Below are 14,010 nucleotides of genomic sequence, written 5' to 3'. Positions count from 1 at the left end.
TCAGCCCTGACAGACTGAGCGGGTGAACGAGCTCTGGCACGTCCTGTTCGACTGGATCGACGCGATGGAGGAGTGGATCCTCACGCTCACCGAGTCGCTGTGGATCTACCCGAGCGTCTTCCTGCTGTCGCTGATCGACGGCATCTTCCCGCTGGTGCCCAGCGAGTCGGTGGTCATCGCCACGGCGACGGCGTGGTCGCAGAACGGCACCCCGCTGATCTACCTGACGTGGCTGTTCGCGGCGGCCGGCGCCTGGTGCGGCGACCAGATCGCGTACTGGGTCGGGTCGCGCTTCGACGTCCGCAAGCATCCGTTCTTCGCCCGCGCACGCGCTCGGAAGACCCTCGACTGGGCCGAGACCACGCTCGAGAAGCGCGGCACCACGTTCATCATCGCGGCCCGGTTCATCCCCATGGGTCGCGTCGCGGTCAACCTCACGGCCGGTGCGCTCGGGTATCCCCGCAAGTGGTTCATGACGGTCGACGCGATCGCCGCCGCCATCTGGGCGACCTACGGCTCCATCCTGGGCATCTTCGCCGGGTCGATCTCCGACAACATCGTGGTGTCGATCGTGATCGGCGTCGTCGGCGGGGTGGTGCTGGGCTTCCTCATCGACAAGATCCTCGCGCGCCTGGGCTTCGCCGAGCCCGAGATGCCCGACCTCGCCGGGGAGATCGAGCAGCGCGTCGAGACCGGCCAGCTCCAGGTCCGCCCGCCGCGCCGGGAGCGCCGCGGCGCCGGCCCGCGCGACGGGGAGGACGAGTCGTGACCGAGCCCGCGCCGGTCGACGGTGTCGCGATCGGATGGGACGATGCGCGGGCCGCCAACCGCGCGAACTGGGACGAGCGCGTTGCCCTCCACGTCGAGGCCTACGGCCTCGACCGCTACCGTGAGGACCCGGCGCACCTGTCGACGGTGGTGCGCAAGGACCTCGCGACCCTGAGCCGGTTCCTGCCAGGCGGCAGCATCGGCGGGCTCGACGTGTGCCATCTCCAGTGCCACATCGGCACCGACACGATCTCCCTGGCGAGGGCCGGCGCCGCGGTGGTGGGCGTCGACTTCTCCGCCCCGGCGCTCGCGGCGGCGGCGGGCCTCGCGACGTCCCTCGGGATCGAGGCGTCCTGGGTCGAGGGGGACGTCCTGGACGCGCGGGCGCTGGTCTCCGGCGCACTCGGCGCGGACCGTGACTTCGACGTGGTCTACACCAGCATCGGCACCATCGGCTGGCTGCGGGACCTGGACGCGTGGGCGCGGCAGGTCGCGGCGCTGCTGCGCCCCGGCGGCGTGTTCTACATCCGCGACGGGCACCCCGTGCTGTTCACCCTCGACGAGGCGCGGGACGAGCTGGTCGCCCGCTACCGCTACTTCCACGACGGCCTCGCGCTGCAGTGGGACGAGGCCGCGACCTACGTCGGGGACGGCACCGTGTCCTCGACGCGCACCTACGAGTGGGTCCACCCGATCTCCGAGGTGGTCACCGCGCTGATCGGAGCCGGCCTGACCATCGAGGCGATGGAGGAGGGTCGCGACCTGCCGTGGCGCTTCGCCGAGCGGATGGTCGAGCTCCCCGACGGCGACTTCGCGTGGCCGGGTTCCGAGCGCGACCTGCTGCCGTCCACCTTCACGCTGGTGGCGCGACGCCCCGGAGGCTGAGCCCGATCAGAGCTTCCGCAGCCTGACCTCCTGGACCGTGTGGTCCGGCCCCTTGCGCAGGATGATGGTCGCGCGCGAGCGCGTCGGGATGATGTTGCGCGCCAGGTTCGGCGCGTTCACCGCGTCCCAGATCTGACCCGCGACCGCGCGCGCCTGCTCGTCGTTCAGGGTCGAGTACGAGTGGAAGTAGGAGTCCGGCTCGGCGAACGCCGACTCGCGGAAGGCCAGGAAGCGGTCCACGTACCAGCGGCGGATGTCCTCGGAGTCCGCGTCGACGTAGATCGACACGTCGAAGAAGTCGCTGACGTGCAGCTGAGGCTGTCCCGGCTCGCGGGTGGCGGTGGTCTGGAGCACGTTGAGGCCCTCGACGATCAGCACGTCCGGCTGGCGCACCACGACCCGCTCGCCGGGGACGATGTTGTAGATCTGGTGGGAGTACACCGGGGCGGCGACCTCGGGGGCACCCGACTTCACCTGGAGGATGAAGTCGCGCAGGGCGCGGCGGTCGTAGGACTCGGGGAAGCCCTTGCGCGCGAGCAGGCCGCGCTCCTCGAGCACCTCGTTCGGGTAGAGGAAGCCGTCGGTGGTGACCAGCTCGACGTGCGGCGATCGGGGCCAACGCGCCATCAGCTCGCGCAGCAGTCGGGCGGTCGTGGACTTGCCGACCGCGACCGACCCCGCGACGCCGATGACGAACGGGGTGCGCCCCGAGCGCTCGCCCAGGAACTGGCTGGTCGCACGATGCAGGGCGCCGGTGGCGCCCGAGTAGAGGTCGAGCAGCCGCGACAGCGGACGGTAGATCTGGTCCACCTCGGTGAGGTCGACGGGATCGCGCAGACCCCGGACCTTGGCGATGTCGTCCTCGGTCAGCGGCAACGGCGTCGAGTCCGCGAGGGCGGCCCACTCCTCGCGGCCCAGCGTCACGTACGGCGTGCTGACGTCGGGGATCCGCGGTGCTGTCACCCGCCCATTGTGGCGCATCGTCCCGACTGCGTCGGCGACGCCGGGGCGGCATCTAGACTCGGACCATGTGCGGAATCGTCGGATATGTGGGAGCCGGTGCGCCTGACGCGAGGCCTCAGGGCGTGGTCATGGGCGGGCTCGCGCGGCTAGAGTACCGGGGGTACGACTCCGCGGGGCTCGCGGTCGTGACCTCCGACCGCGATCGCGTCGGGATGCGCAAGAAGGCCGGCAAGCTGGTCAACCTCGAGAAGGAGCTCGCCGGGCGTCCCCTCGAGCCCGCGACGGCCGCGATCGGCCACACGCGCTGGGCGACCCACGGCGCGCCCACGGACGCCAACGCGCACCCGCACCTCGCGGCGCACGGGCGTCTCGCGATCATCCACAACGGCATCATCGAGAACTTCTCCGCGCTGCGCGCCGAGCTGCAGTCCGAGGGCGTCGAGTTCCTCTCGGAGACCGACACGGAGGTCGCCGGCCACCTGCTCGCGCGCGAGGTGGACCGGGGCGAGAGCCTCGCGGACGCGATGCGCATCATCACCCGCCGCCTCGAGGGCGCGTTCACGCTGCTGGCCGTCGACGCCAGCGAGCCGCGCACGGTCGTGGGCGCGCGCCGCAACAGCCCGCTGGTGATCGGCCTGGGCGAGGGCGAGAACTTCCTCGGCTCCGACGTCGTGGCGTTCATCGAGCACACGCGCACCGCGCTCGAGCTGCACCAGGACGAGGTCGTGGAGATCACGCCGGAGGGCGTGACCATCACGGACATCGCCGGACACACCGTCGAGCGCGAGCCGTACCACGTCGACTGGGACGCCACCGCGGCGCAGAAGGGCGGCTTCCCGACCTTCATGGAGAAGGAGATCCACGACCAGCCGACGGCGGTCGCGGACACGCTTCGCGGGCGCATCGACGAGCACGGCCGGCTCCAGCTCGACGGCGGCATGATCCACGAGAACGTGCTCAACTCGATCGACAAGATCATCGTGGTCGCCTGCGGCACCGCCGCGTACGCCGGCCTCGTGGGACGCAACGCGATCGAGCACTGGTGCCGCATCCCGGTCGAGGTGGAGCTCGCCCACGAGTTCCGCTACCGGGACCCGGTGGTGGGCGTGAAGACGCTGGTGGTCGCGATCTCGCAGTCGGGCGAGACCATGGACACGATCATGGCGGTCCGCCACGCGCAGCAGCAGGGCGCCCCCGTCATCGCGATCGTGAACTCTCAGGGCTCGACCATCGCGCGCGAGGCCGACGCGGTGCTCTACACGCGCGCCGGGCCCGAGATCGCCGTGGCGTCGACCAAGGCGTTCCTCGCGCAGATCACCGCCATGTTCCTGCTGGGCATCTACCTCGCGGAGCTGCGCGGCAACAAGTTCCCCGACGAGATCGAGTCGCTCCTCGACCAGCTCGAGGAGATCCCCGCCAAGATCCAGCGGGTGCTCGACGCCTCGGAGCCGGTGCGCGCCCTCGCCCGGACCATGGCGGACGAGCGCACCGTGCTGTTCCTGGGCCGGCACGTGGGCTATCCCGTCGCGATGGAGGGTGCGCTCAAGCTCAAGGAGCTCGCGTACATCCACGCCGAGGGCTTCCCCGCGGGCGAGCTCAAGCACGGCCCGATCGCGTTGATCGAGGAGGGCCAGCCGGTCTTCATCGTGCTGCCGAGCCCCCGCGGCCGCGAGTCCCTGCACTCCAAGGTGATCTCGAACGTCCAGGAGGTCCGCGCGCGCGGCGCCCGCACGTTCGTGATCGCGGAGGAGGGGGACACCGAGGCGGCCAACCACGCGGAGCAGGTGTTCTACGTCCCCGCCGCGCCGGTGCTCATGACGCCGCTGCTGTCGGTGGTGCCGCTGCAGCTGTTCGCCCTCGAGCTCGCGACGGCCAAGGGCTACGACGTGGACCAGCCGCGGAACCTCGCCAAGTCCGTCACGGTCGAGTAGCGCCCGTGGCGATCCTGGGCCTGGGCATCGACGTCGTCGAGATCTCGCGATTCGAGGACGCCCTCGAGCGCTCCCCGGGATTCCTCGAGCGCGTCTTCACGCCCGCCGAGCGGGAGCTCGGTCACGCGAGCCTGGCGGCCCGGTGGGCGGCCAAGGAGGCCGTGGCGAAGGCGCTCGGCGCGCCGGGCGGCATGAGCTGGCAGGACTGCGAGATCGCCCGCATCGAGGGCGGCGCCCCCGTCCTGACGGTGCGGGGGTCGGTCGCGGCCCGAGCCGCGGAGCTGGGGATCACCAGCTTCCATGTATCGCTGTCGCACGATGCGGGGATCGCCTCCGCCGTGGTGATCGGGGAGGGTTGATGAGCAGGCTGCAGGTGACCGTGGACCACGGCGCGATCACGCGCAACGTCGAGCGGCTGCGCGCCGCAACGACCGCGCAGGTGATGGCGGTGGTGAAGGCGGACGCGTACGGGCACGGCCTGGTCCCCTCGGGTCGCGCCGCGCGCGCGGGGGGAGCCACCTGGCTCGGCGTCGCGCAGCCGGACGAGGCGCTCGCGCTCCGGGCCGCGGGGGACACCGGTCGGGTCCTCACGTGGCTCTACGGTCCCGAGGTGCCGGCGCGTGCGCTGATCGAGGCGGACGTCGACCTGTCCGTGTCGTCGCTCCCGGTGCTCGCGAGCATCGTCGCCGGTGCGCGCGAGGCGGGCGGCACGGCCCGCCTGCACCTGTGCCTCGACACGGGGCTCAGCCGGGAGGGCGTGCGCCCGGCGGAGCTGGCGGCGCTGCTGGACGCCGTGTTGGAGGCGCAGGCCGACGGCCTGGTCACCGTGGTCGGCGCGTGGTCGCACCTGGCCTGGGCGGACCAGCCGGGCCATCCCACCATCGACGCGCAGGCCGGGGTGTTCCGCGGCGCGCTCGAGGAGATCGAGGCCCGCGGGATCGCGCTCGAGGTGCGCCACCTGGCGAACTCCGCCGCGACGCTCACCCGGCCCGACCTCCACTTCGACCTGGTGCGCCCCGGCATCGCCGTGTACGGGCTGCCGCCCGTGGAGGACCCGTCGGGGGAGGGCTTCGGGCTCGAGCCCGCGATGCGCGTCTCGGCGACCCTCGCGCTTGTGAAGGACGTCGAGGCCGGCCGCGGCGTGAGCTACGGCCACGACTACGTCACCCCGGCGCGGACCCGGCTCGGGCTCGTGACGGCGGGCTACGCCGACGGCGTGTTCCGCTCGGCTGGCAACCGCGCGGAGGTCGCGGTGGCGGGGCGGCGCTTCCGCATCGCCGGCCGCGTCTGCATGGACCAGGTGGTGCTCGACCTGGGCGCGCGCTCCGAGGCCCAGGCCGGCGACGAGGTGGTGCTGATCGGCCCGGACGGCCCGAGCGCCACCGAGTGGGCCGACGCGATCGGCACCATCGACTACGAGATCGTCTGCCGCTTCGGCTGCCTGAGGGAGAAGACCTCCGTATGACCGCATCGTCCCTCACCACGCTGATCGCCGCGGACGGCGACGCCATGCGCAGGATCGCCGGCGAGGTGCTCGCGCCGCACCTGCGGGCGGGCGACGTGGTGATCCTCACCGGAGACCTGGGCGCCGGCAAGACCACCTTCACGCAGGGCCTCGGTGCCGCGATCGGCGTGCGCGGGCCCGTGGCCAGCCCGACGTTCATCATCGCTCGCACCCATCCGTCCCTCGTGGGTGGACCGGCGCTCATCCACGTCGACGCGTACCGTCTGAACTCCCTCGCGGAGCTCGACGACCTCGACCTCGACACCACGGTCGAGGACTCGATCACGGTGGTCGAATGGGGCGAGGACAAGGCGGAGCAGCTCGCCGCGGACCGCGTCCACGTCACCATCGCCCGCGAGGTGGGGGGCGAGGTCGACATGGAGCGCCCCGACGAGGGGCTGCGCACCGTCACCATCCGGCTGGTCGGCGAGCGCTGGGCCGGCGTCTCGCTCGTAGGCTAGAGCCGTGATCCTCGCGCTCGACACCTCCTCCGCCATCGCCGTCGCGGTGGTCTCCGACGCCGGCGACGTGCTCGCGGCCCGGTCCGTCTTCGACCCGCGCGGCCACGCCGAGCACCTGTCGGCCCTGGTCGCCGAGGCCCTCGAGGAGGCTGGCGCCTCCGGCGCGGTCTCCCGGATCGTGGTGGGCACGGGGCCCGCACCGTTCACCGGGCTGCGCGTGGGCCTGATGACCGCGCGCACCCTCGCGACGGTGTGGGGCGTCCCCGTCGAGGGCGTGTGCTCGCTCGACGCGGTAGGCGCGGCCGCGCCCGGCGAGGTGACGGTCGTCGCCGACGCGCGTCGCAAGGAGGTCTACTGGGCGACCTACCGGGACGGCGTGCGCGTGTCGGGGCCCGCCGTGTCCGCGCCTGGGGACGTGCCCGTCCTGGGGTCGGTCCTGGGCCGAGGCGCGCTCCTGTACCCGGAGGCCTTCCCCGGTGCCGTCGGAGCCGACCCCGATCCCGCCCGGCTCGTCGAGGTCGCCGCGTGGCTGCGTGCCGCGGGCGAGCCGATGCCCACCGAACCGCTGTACCTGCGCCGGCCCGACGTGCACGGCGTGCCCGGGGCGTGACCGCGATCCGCGATCTGACCGAGGCCGACCTCCCGTGGATGGCCGAGGTCGAGCGGGAGCTGTTCGGCGCCTCCGCGTGGTCGCGCGACCTCATCACGGAGGACTTCCGCTACGGCCTCACGCGCTACCGCGGCCTCGAGGTCGACGGCGCACTGGCCGGGTACGCCGTCTATGGCTTCGACGGCGACGCGTTCCACCTGATGAACCTCGCGGTGGTGTCGGCGATGCGCGGGCGCGGCCTCGGGCGCGCGCTGGTGGAGGACTTCATGGCCGAGGCGCGCCGGCTCGGCGCGCCCGACGCGTGGCTCGAGGTGGCGGTGACCAACCAGGTCGCGCTCGCCCTGTACCGGTCCTACGGCTTCGAGGACGTGCGGGTCCGCAGGAAGTACTACCAGCCGGAGGGTGTCGACGCGCTGGTGATGAGGGCGCAGCTGACCGGCTACCGACCGGCTCAGGCCTGAGCGCCGCCCTTACACCCCTCCAACCCCTGTCGGGACAGTGGTTCCTCTTCTCGGGGCGTCGGCGGCGATGCCGGGACACTGAGTCCTCATCGGCGACCCTCACGCGTGGCGAGGGTTGGTAACGCAGGAGGACTCAGTGTCCCGGAGAGCGCGGAGCAGGCTCAGAATGAGGACTGAGTGTCCCGGCCGGGGGTAGGGGGGATGGGGGTGGAGCGGTCGAGGTGGCGGCCCGGGTGCGGGGGGTCAGAGGACCCGCACCGCCGTGTCCGCCGGGATGCGGCCCTTACGGTCGCCCGCGCCGTGATCCTCCGCGGGGTAGCCGATGCCGAGCAGCACCTCGGCACGCCAGTGCTCGGGCATCAGCGTCCGGTCGAGCGCGGCGCGGTCGAAGCCCCCGTAGGGGCGGACCGCGAGGCCCTCGCCGCGCAGGCCGACGATCACGTAGCCGAGCTGGAGCATCGAGCCCGATCGGGCGATCCAGCTCCGTCCGGCCGGGTCGGCCTCGAAGCGGTCGAACACGGCCGGGTTGCCGCCGGCCCACACGTCGTGGTGATCGTGGAAGCGGTCGTCGTGGGCGGCGACGGCGATGAGCGGGGCCTGCTCGAGCTTGGGCCGGTTGCCGGGTGCCGCGGCGGCCAGCACGGCCTCGCGAGCCTCGCCTGAGGAGGCGATCACCAGGCGCAGCGGCTGCGTGTTGTTGCTGGTGGGCCCCCACTTCGCGAGGTCCCAGACCCGACGCACGACCGTCGGGTCCACGGCGGCGTCCGCGAACGCCACATTGGAGCGCGCCTCGAGGAACAGCGCACGGCGGGCCGCGTCGGACAGCAGGAACGGCGCGGCCGCGGACTCGGGAAGGTTCGTGTTCTCCATACCTTCATGATGACCCATGCGGCGGCCCGCCCCGCACCGCCGCCGACTACAGTTGTCGCGTGGCATTGGTACTGGGACTCGAGTCCACCTGTGATGAGACGGGCATCGCGCTCGTGCGCGGCAACGAGCTGCTCGCGGACGTGGTGGCGTCGTCGATGGACGAGCACGCGCGCTTCGGCGGGATCGTGCCCGAGGTCGCCTCGCGTGCGCATCTCGAGGCCGTGATCCCGACCATGGAGGAGGCGCTGTCGCGGGCCGGCCACACGCTCGGGGACGTCGACGCGATCGCCGTGGCCTCGGGACCGGGCCTGGTGGGGTCGCTCACGGTCGGCGTCTCCGCCGCGAAGGCGCTCGCGCTCGGCCTGGGCAAGCCGCTGTACGGGGTGAACCACGTCATCGGTCACGCGGCGGTCGACCAGCTCGTCCACGGCGAGTTCCCGGACCGCACCATGGCGCTGGTGGTGTCCGGCGGCCACACGTCGTTGCTGCTGGTCGACGACATCGCGACGCAGGTCACGGAGCTCGGGCACACGCTCGACGACGCCGCCGGCGAGGCCTTCGACAAGGTGGGCCGCCTGCTCGGTCTGCCGTACCCCGGCGGTCCCCACGTGGACCGGCTCGCCCGCGAGGGCGACCCGGAGGCGATCCCGTTCCCGCGCGGGCTGTCCAAGCCCAAGGACATGGCGAAGCACGCCTACGACTTCTCCTTCTCCGGGCTCAAGACCGCGGTCGCGCGCTGGGTCGAGGCGCGCCGAGCGTCGGGCCAGGAGATCCCCGTCGAGGACGTCTGCGCGTCCTTCGCCGCCGCGGTGTCGGACGTCCTGGTCACGAAGACGCTCAACGCCTGCCGCGAGCACGGCGTCGAGACGCTCGTGATCGGCGGCGGCTTCTCCGCGAACAGCCAGCTCCGCGAGCTCGCGCAGGCGCGCGGCGAGGCGGCGGGCATCGACGTCCGCATCCCGCCGCTGCGCTACTGCACCGACAACGGCGCGATGATCGCGGCGCTCGGGTCGGCGGTGGTCGACCGCGGCGTCGCCCCGAGCTCGCTCGGGATCGGGGTCGACTCCTCCATGCCACTGTCGACCATCACGGTCTGATGGCCTCCCGGGCGCTGCCGGCGGTGCTGGTGGCGGCGGTCGGGGCGCTCGCCGCCTGCACCTCCGCCGCGGACCCGGCGGCGCCCTCGCCCTCCGCCTCCAGCCCCGCGGCGCCGGTGGCTGCGGTGGCCGCCGCGGTCGCCTCGCCGCCCCCCGAGCCGACCCTGGCGTGGGGCCCGACCGAGGCGATGATGGACGATGCGCTGGCGCGGGCCGCCGCGCTGCCGCTGGAGGACGCCGCGGGCCAGGTGGTGGTCGCCGCGGTGGGCTCGCCCGATCCCGCCGCCGCCGCGGACCTGGTGGCCCGTCACGGGCTGGGCGGCGTCATCCTCATGGGCGATGCGATCACCGATGCCGACGGCGTGAAGGCGCTGACGGCCGCGGTGAGCGCCGCCGACGACCGCGAGTGGCCGGTCTGGATCAGCGTCGACGAGGAGGGCGGGCTGGTGTCGCGCCTGCGCGAGGTGATCACGCCGATGCCGTCGTTCATGGCCGCGGGGGCGGCCACCGACAAGGCCGTGGTCGAGCGCGTCTACGCCTCGCAGGCCGCGCAGATCCGCGACCTCGGCATCGGCATCGACTTCGCCCCGGTCGCGGACATGACGGTGGGCCCGTCCGATCCGATCATCCGCACCCGGAGCGCCGGTGACCGGGCGGAGGACGTCGCTGCCACCGTCGAGGCGGCCGTCGCCGGATTCGCCGACGCCGCGGTCGTGCCGGTCCTCAAGCACTTCCCCGGCCACGGCTCGGTGACCGCGGACTCGCATCGGGAGCTGCCGGTCCAGGAGGCGTCCGTGGCCGAGCTCGCGGACCGGGACCTCGTCCCGTTCGCGCGCGCGATCGACGCCGGCGCCCCCGCCGTCATGGTCGCCCACATCGCCGTGCCGGAATGGGGCGACGAGCCGGCGACCCTCCAGCCCGAGGCCTACGCCTACCTGCGCGAGGAGCTCGGATTCACGGGCGTCGCGGTGACGGACGCGCTCAACATGGGGGCGATCGCGAACCACCACGGCCCGGGCGAGGCCGCGGCGCTGGCGCTCGCGGCCGGCGCCGACGTGCTGCTCATGCCCGCCTCGGCGGACGATGCGGTCGCCGGGATCGTCGCCGCGGTCCAGGAGGGCGGCCTGTCGCGGGAGCGCCTCGATCAGGCCGTCGCCCGCATGACCCTCATGCTCGAGTGGAGCGCGGGCGCCGAGCCCGAGGCCGTCCCCCTCGAGGACCCCGCCTACGCGCTCGGCGTCGCGGGCACGACCCTCGCGACCGCGGACTGCGACGCCCCGCTGGTGACGGAGGCCGCCACGGTGGTCGCCGCCGCGCCCCGGCCCCGCGCCGCGCTCGAGGACGCGCTGCGCAAGCGCGGCATCGACGTCGGGGACGACGGTCCGCGGATCGTCCTGATGGGATCGGGCCGCGACGCCGTCACGGCGGACGTGGTCGTCTCGACGGGCGCCCCGTTCGGGTTGGAGCGGTCGGACGCCGACGCCTACGTCGCGACGTACGGCTCGACCGACGCGTCGATGCGGGCGCTCGCGGACGTGCTCACCGGCGCGGCCGCTCCGGGAGGCACGTGGCCCGTCGCCATGCCCGGTATGCCGTTCCCGGCGTGCGCATGACGTTCCTGGCGGGCCTCGGGCTCGGTCTCTCGCTGATCGTCGCGATCGGTGCGCAGAACGTGTTCGTGCTGCGCCAGGGGCTGAGGCGGGAGCATGTCGGCGCGGTGGTGCTCATCTGCGCGGTCTCGGACGCCCTGCTCATCGCGCTCGGCGTGTCCGGGATGGGCGCCGCCATCGCCTCGCGGCCGTGGCTCGAGACGGGCGCGCGATGGGCGGGCGCCGTCTTCCTGCTCGGCTACGCCCTGCTCGCGGCGAGGCGCGCGTGGAAGGGCGGCGAGACCCTGCATCCGGACGATGCGGGTGGCACCGCCGCCGGCCACGCCGTCACGGGCGGCCGCACGGTCGCGACGGGTGCGGGGCTCCGCGCGGTCGCGGTGACCGCGCTCGCGCTGACGTGGCTCAACCCCCATGTCTACCTGGACACCGTGCTGCTCCTGGGGTCCGTGGCGGGCTCCTACGGCGAGGCGCGCTGGATCTTCGCCGCCGGCGCCGTGACCGGCAGCGTGGTGTGGTTCACCGGCCTGGGCTACGGCGCCCGGCTGCTGAGCGGCGTGCTCGACCGGCCGGGCGCGTGGAGGATCCTCGACGGCCTCATCGCGACGGTGATGCTGGTGCTCGCGGTCTCGCTCGCGTGGGGCGCCTGAACGGGTCAGACGGGCTCGACGATCAGCGCGGTGTGCCTCCCGGCGACGCGGGTGAGGACCAGGGTCTCGCGACGGGTCCCCTTCAGCTTGAGGCGCGGCCGGAGCTGCTCGGGGGTGAGGTCGACCCCGCGCTTCTTGATGTCGACCGCGCCCACGTCGCGGGCCCGGAGCGCCGCCGCGAGCCGCTTCACGTCCAGCGGCAGCGTCTCGATCACCCGGTAGGCGCGGGCGAAGGGCGTCGCCTCGACGTGCGCCGCGGTCAGATAGGCGATGGTCGGGTCGACCAGGTGCGCGCCGATCCGTGCGGCGAGCTCTCCGACCAGGCCCGCGCGGATCACGGCGCCGTCGGGCTCGAGCAGGTGGGCGTCCAGCGGTCCCGCCTCGCCGCGGTCGGTCGGACCCGCGAGCTCGTGCGCGTCCCCGTCGGAGATCACGAGCGCGGAGTGACCCGCGCCGCGCGACGCGTCGCCCGCCCACAGGCCGGCCTCGACGACGTCCCCGTCCACGCTGACCCACTGCGCCTCCATGTCGGCCGGGATCGCCGCGTGCGGGATCCCGGGTCCGACCTTGACGCCGAGCGCGCGCACGGAGCCCCGCAGCTCGAGCACCGCGTCGAGGCGCGGCGAGTAGTCGGCGGGGTCGTGGTGGCGTCCCCGTGCGCTGCGCCTGGCCGGGTCGGCGAACACCCCGTCCACCGCATCGTCCGCCAGGGCCGCGAGGCCCTCGAGGGAGTCGCCGTGGAGCACCCGCGACTCCGGCCATGGCGCAAGGTTGCGGCGCGCGAGCAGGGCGGTGGCCTCGTCGGCCTCGAACGCCGTCACGGCGATGCCTCGCGCGGCGATGGCGCGCGCGTCGAGCCCCAGGCCGCAGGTGAGGTCGGCGACGCGGGCGCAGCCCGCCTCCGCGAAGCGCTCCGCGTGGAGCCCGGCCACCACGGCGCGCGTCGCCTGCTCGAGCCCCGCGCGGTGCAGCACCAGCGCGTCGGCCTGCTCCCCGAGACGTGCGCGCGCCTCGCGGCGGAGCCCGGCGAGGGTCATCGCCGCCGCGACCAGGGAGCCGTCGTGGCCCTCGCGCCGGAGGCGCTCCCCGACGCGGAGCTCGTCGGCGGGCCCGACCTCGCGCAGCTCCTCCGCGAGCGACAGGCAGGCCGGGCTCACCGTGAGGCGGGCGGTCGCGGCGTCCATGCGCCGATCTTTTCACGCGGGGCGAACAGCCGCGCCCGCGTTAGCACTCGCGCTCCCAGAGTGCTAAATTGGCGTTGCTCACCACGAGCGCGGAGCCACGTCTGACCCCCGCGACGGCAGACAGGGTCCGCACCACACACACTTCGACAAGGGAAGGTGAGGTCCGCAGTGTCGGTCTCCATCAAGCCTCTGGAGGACAAGGTCGTCGTCAAGGCGGCTGCCGCCGAGACGACCACCGCGTCCGGACTCGTGATCCCTGACACGGCCAAGGAGAAGCCCCAGGAGGGCGAGGTCGTGGCCGTGGGTCCGGGTCGCATCGACGACAACGGCAACCGCGTTCCGCTCGACGTCAACGTCGGCGACCGCGTGATCTACAGCAAGTACGGCGGCACCGAGGTCAAGTACGCCGGCGAGGAGTTCCTGATCCTCTCCGCGCGCGACCTGCTCGCCATCGTCGGCTGACCAGCCGCGCACGTCAGAAGGCTCCCGGGCATCCGCCCGGGAGCCTTCTGCGTCGTCGGGTCAGCTGGCCGCGCGCAGCCTGTTGCTCAGCATCGCGTGGCGCTCGTCCTCGCTGAGGCCGCCCCACACGCCGAACGGCTCGCGCGCCATGAGCGAGCGCTCGCGGCAGAGGTCCAGCACGGGGCAGCGGGCGCAGAACTCCTTGGCGTTCTCGGCCCGCCGGCGCCTCGCCGCGCCGCGTTCGCCCTCGGGGTGGAAGAACAGATCGGGATCGGCGCCCCGGCAGGCGCCCTCGTATTGCCATTCCCATTGGTCCTGCGTCGGTGCCGGCAGCTTCGCCACGGCTTCCATGAGGTGCCCCCTATGGATGTCTCGGGCGGATCGCTCGGCCCCATTGCCGCCCGATCCGGTAGGTGTCTTCCTTGGTATCCAAGCGGTCACCGACATCTCACCGTCGGGCACCACCCGCCCTCACTGCCATTCATAACACCTGTTCCCGGGGCTTGTGAACCCCCGATTTCGGACGGTGCCGCACGGCGTCCTCCGCGGCCTAGAAT

Annotated in this window: 16 protein-coding genes; 12 read left to right on the top strand and 4 right to left on the bottom strand. The window is 73.2% G+C overall.

The window, feature by feature from the left end; translation table 11 throughout:
- The first annotated feature begins 22 nt into the window (after nt 1–22).
- Both QQX10_RS09530 and QQX10_RS09525 read left to right on the top strand, forming a co-directional pair.
- Nucleotides 23–769, top strand: a complete 747-nt coding sequence (locus tag QQX10_RS09530; protein WP_301119648.1) for a DedA family protein — start codon at nt 23–25, stop codon at nt 767–769.
- Nucleotides 766–1,653: a class I SAM-dependent methyltransferase gene (locus QQX10_RS09525; protein ID WP_301119650.1), complete on the top strand. Its 888-nt coding sequence runs from the start codon at nt 766–768 to the stop codon at nt 1,651–1,653. Before QQX10_RS09530 ends, QQX10_RS09525 begins: the two co-directional genes overlap by 4 nt.
- Before the next feature lie 6 nt (nt 1,654–1,659).
- Here QQX10_RS09525 and coaA read toward each other — a convergent pair whose 3' ends face one another.
- The gene (gene coaA / locus QQX10_RS09520) at nt 1,660–2,634 is read right to left on the bottom strand and encodes a type I pantothenate kinase (RefSeq protein WP_301119652.1); all 975 of its coding nucleotides are present in this window, start codon (nt 2,632–2,634) and stop codon (nt 1,660–1,662) included.
- A gap of 47 nt (nt 2,635–2,681) precedes the next feature.
- Here coaA and glmS point away from each other — a divergent pair, with 47 nt between their 5' ends.
- Genes glmS through rimI form a run of 6 tightly spaced genes read left to right on the top strand, consistent with a single transcriptional unit; the run spans nt 2,682 to nt 7,583 of the window.
- The gene (glmS, locus tag QQX10_RS09515) at nt 2,682–4,547 is read left to right on the top strand and encodes a glutamine--fructose-6-phosphate transaminase (isomerizing) (RefSeq protein WP_301119654.1); all 1,866 of its coding nucleotides are present in this window, start codon (nt 2,682–2,684) and stop codon (nt 4,545–4,547) included.
- Between the two features lie 5 nt (nt 4,548–4,552).
- The gene (locus tag QQX10_RS09510; RefSeq protein ID WP_301119656.1) at nt 4,553–4,906 is read left to right on the top strand and encodes a holo-ACP synthase; all 354 of its coding nucleotides are present in this window, start codon (nt 4,553–4,555) and stop codon (nt 4,904–4,906) included.
- The gene (alr, locus tag QQX10_RS09505; RefSeq protein WP_301119658.1) at nt 4,906–6,012 is read left to right on the top strand and encodes an alanine racemase; all 1,107 of its coding nucleotides are present in this window, start codon (nt 4,906–4,908) and stop codon (nt 6,010–6,012) included. The genes QQX10_RS09510 and alr overlap by 1 nt, the downstream gene beginning before the upstream one ends.
- A complete protein-coding gene (gene tsaE, locus QQX10_RS09500) occupies nt 6,009–6,512 on the top strand; it encodes a tRNA (adenosine(37)-N6)-threonylcarbamoyltransferase complex ATPase subunit type 1 TsaE (protein ID WP_301119660.1) in 504 nt (167 codons plus the stop codon). Before alr ends, tsaE begins: the two co-directional genes overlap by 4 nt.
- Nucleotides 6,513–6,516: 4 nt before the next feature.
- Nucleotides 6,517–7,122 (top strand): tRNA (adenosine(37)-N6)-threonylcarbamoyltransferase complex dimerization subunit type 1 TsaB, encoded by a 606-nt coding sequence (tsaB, locus tag QQX10_RS09495; RefSeq protein WP_301119663.1) that lies wholly within the window; start codon nt 6,517–6,519, stop codon nt 7,120–7,122.
- Complete coding sequence (rimI, locus tag QQX10_RS09490) at nt 7,119–7,583, top strand: ribosomal protein S18-alanine N-acetyltransferase (RefSeq protein ID WP_301119664.1); 465 nt, start codon at nt 7,119–7,121, stop codon at nt 7,581–7,583. Before tsaB ends, rimI begins: the two co-directional genes overlap by 4 nt.
- A 243-nt stretch (nt 7,584–7,826) precedes the next feature.
- On the opposite strand, the gene QQX10_RS09485 is transcribed toward rimI, so the two are convergent.
- Nucleotides 7,827–8,453: a malonic semialdehyde reductase gene (locus tag QQX10_RS09485; RefSeq protein ID WP_301119666.1), complete on the bottom strand. Its 627-nt coding sequence runs from the start codon at nt 8,451–8,453 to the stop codon at nt 7,827–7,829.
- Between the two features lie 59 nt (nt 8,454–8,512).
- Between QQX10_RS09485 and tsaD the strand changes: the two genes are divergently transcribed.
- Genes tsaD through QQX10_RS09470 form a run of 3 tightly spaced genes read left to right on the top strand, consistent with a single transcriptional unit; the run spans nt 8,513 to nt 11,807 of the window.
- Nucleotides 8,513–9,550: a tRNA (adenosine(37)-N6)-threonylcarbamoyltransferase complex transferase subunit TsaD gene (tsaD, locus tag QQX10_RS09480; RefSeq protein ID WP_301119667.1), complete on the top strand. Its 1,038-nt coding sequence runs from the start codon at nt 8,513–8,515 to the stop codon at nt 9,548–9,550.
- Nucleotides 9,550–11,163, top strand: coding sequence for a glycoside hydrolase family 3 N-terminal domain-containing protein (locus QQX10_RS09475; protein ID WP_301119668.1), 1,614 nt, complete (start codon nt 9,550–9,552; stop codon nt 11,161–11,163). The genes tsaD and QQX10_RS09475 overlap by 1 nt, the downstream gene beginning before the upstream one ends.
- Nucleotides 11,160–11,807, top strand: coding sequence for a LysE/ArgO family amino acid transporter (locus QQX10_RS09470; RefSeq protein WP_301119975.1), 648 nt, complete (start codon nt 11,160–11,162; stop codon nt 11,805–11,807). Before QQX10_RS09475 ends, QQX10_RS09470 begins: the two co-directional genes overlap by 4 nt.
- A gap of 5 nt (nt 11,808–11,812) precedes the next feature.
- Here the strand turns inward: QQX10_RS09470 and QQX10_RS09465 are convergent, their stop codons facing one another.
- Nucleotides 11,813–12,991 (bottom strand): THUMP-like domain-containing protein, encoded by a 1,179-nt coding sequence (locus QQX10_RS09465; RefSeq protein ID WP_301119670.1) that lies wholly within the window; start codon nt 12,989–12,991, stop codon nt 11,813–11,815.
- A 168-nt stretch (nt 12,992–13,159) separates the two neighbouring features.
- Here QQX10_RS09465 and groES point away from each other — a divergent pair, with 168 nt between their 5' ends.
- Complete coding sequence (gene groES, locus QQX10_RS09460) at nt 13,160–13,453, top strand: co-chaperone GroES (RefSeq protein ID WP_301119977.1); 294 nt, start codon at nt 13,160–13,162, stop codon at nt 13,451–13,453.
- Nucleotides 13,454–13,513: 60 nt separating this feature from the next.
- Here groES and QQX10_RS09455 read toward each other — a convergent pair whose 3' ends face one another.
- Nucleotides 13,514–13,804, bottom strand: a complete 291-nt coding sequence (locus QQX10_RS09455) for a WhiB family transcriptional regulator (RefSeq protein WP_301119672.1) — start codon at nt 13,802–13,804, stop codon at nt 13,514–13,516.
- Nucleotides 13,805–14,010 lie beyond the last annotated feature (206 nt).

Source organism: Demequina lignilytica, from assembly GCF_030418305.1.
In the GTDB taxonomy this organism is placed as follows: domain Bacteria; phylum Actinomycetota; class Actinomycetes; order Actinomycetales; family Demequinaceae; genus Demequina; species Demequina lignilytica.
Note: the sequence above shows the minus strand (reverse complement) of the source record. Positions and strands in the feature narration are given on the sequence as shown.

Bases quoted from the DNA above. Each gene is read 5' to 3' on its own strand.
- coaA (WP_301119652.1), bottom strand. From the start codon at position 2,634: ATGCGCCACAATGGGCGGGTGACAGCACCGCGGATCCCCGACGTCAGC.
- glmS (WP_301119654.1), top strand. From the start codon at position 2,682: ATGTGCGGAATCGTCGGATATGTGGGAGCCGGTGCGCCTGACGCGAGG.
- alr (WP_301119658.1), top strand. From the start codon at position 4,906: ATGAGCAGGCTGCAGGTGACCGTGGACCACGGCGCGATCACGCGCAAC.
- tsaE (WP_301119660.1), top strand. From the start codon at position 6,009: ATGACCGCATCGTCCCTCACCACGCTGATCGCCGCGGACGGCGACGCC.
- QQX10_RS09485 (WP_301119666.1), bottom strand. From the start codon at position 8,453: ATGGAGAACACGAACCTTCCCGAGTCCGCGGCCGCGCCGTTCCTGCTG.
- QQX10_RS09475 (WP_301119668.1), top strand. From the start codon at position 9,550: ATGGCCTCCCGGGCGCTGCCGGCGGTGCTGGTGGCGGCGGTCGGGGCG.
- QQX10_RS09470 (WP_301119975.1), top strand. From the start codon at position 11,160: ATGACGTTCCTGGCGGGCCTCGGGCTCGGTCTCTCGCTGATCGTCGCG.
- QQX10_RS09465 (WP_301119670.1), bottom strand. From the start codon at position 12,991: ATGGACGCCGCGACCGCCCGCCTCACGGTGAGCCCGGCCTGCCTGTCG.
- QQX10_RS09455 (WP_301119672.1), bottom strand. From the start codon at position 13,804: ATGGAAGCCGTGGCGAAGCTGCCGGCACCGACGCAGGACCAATGGGAA.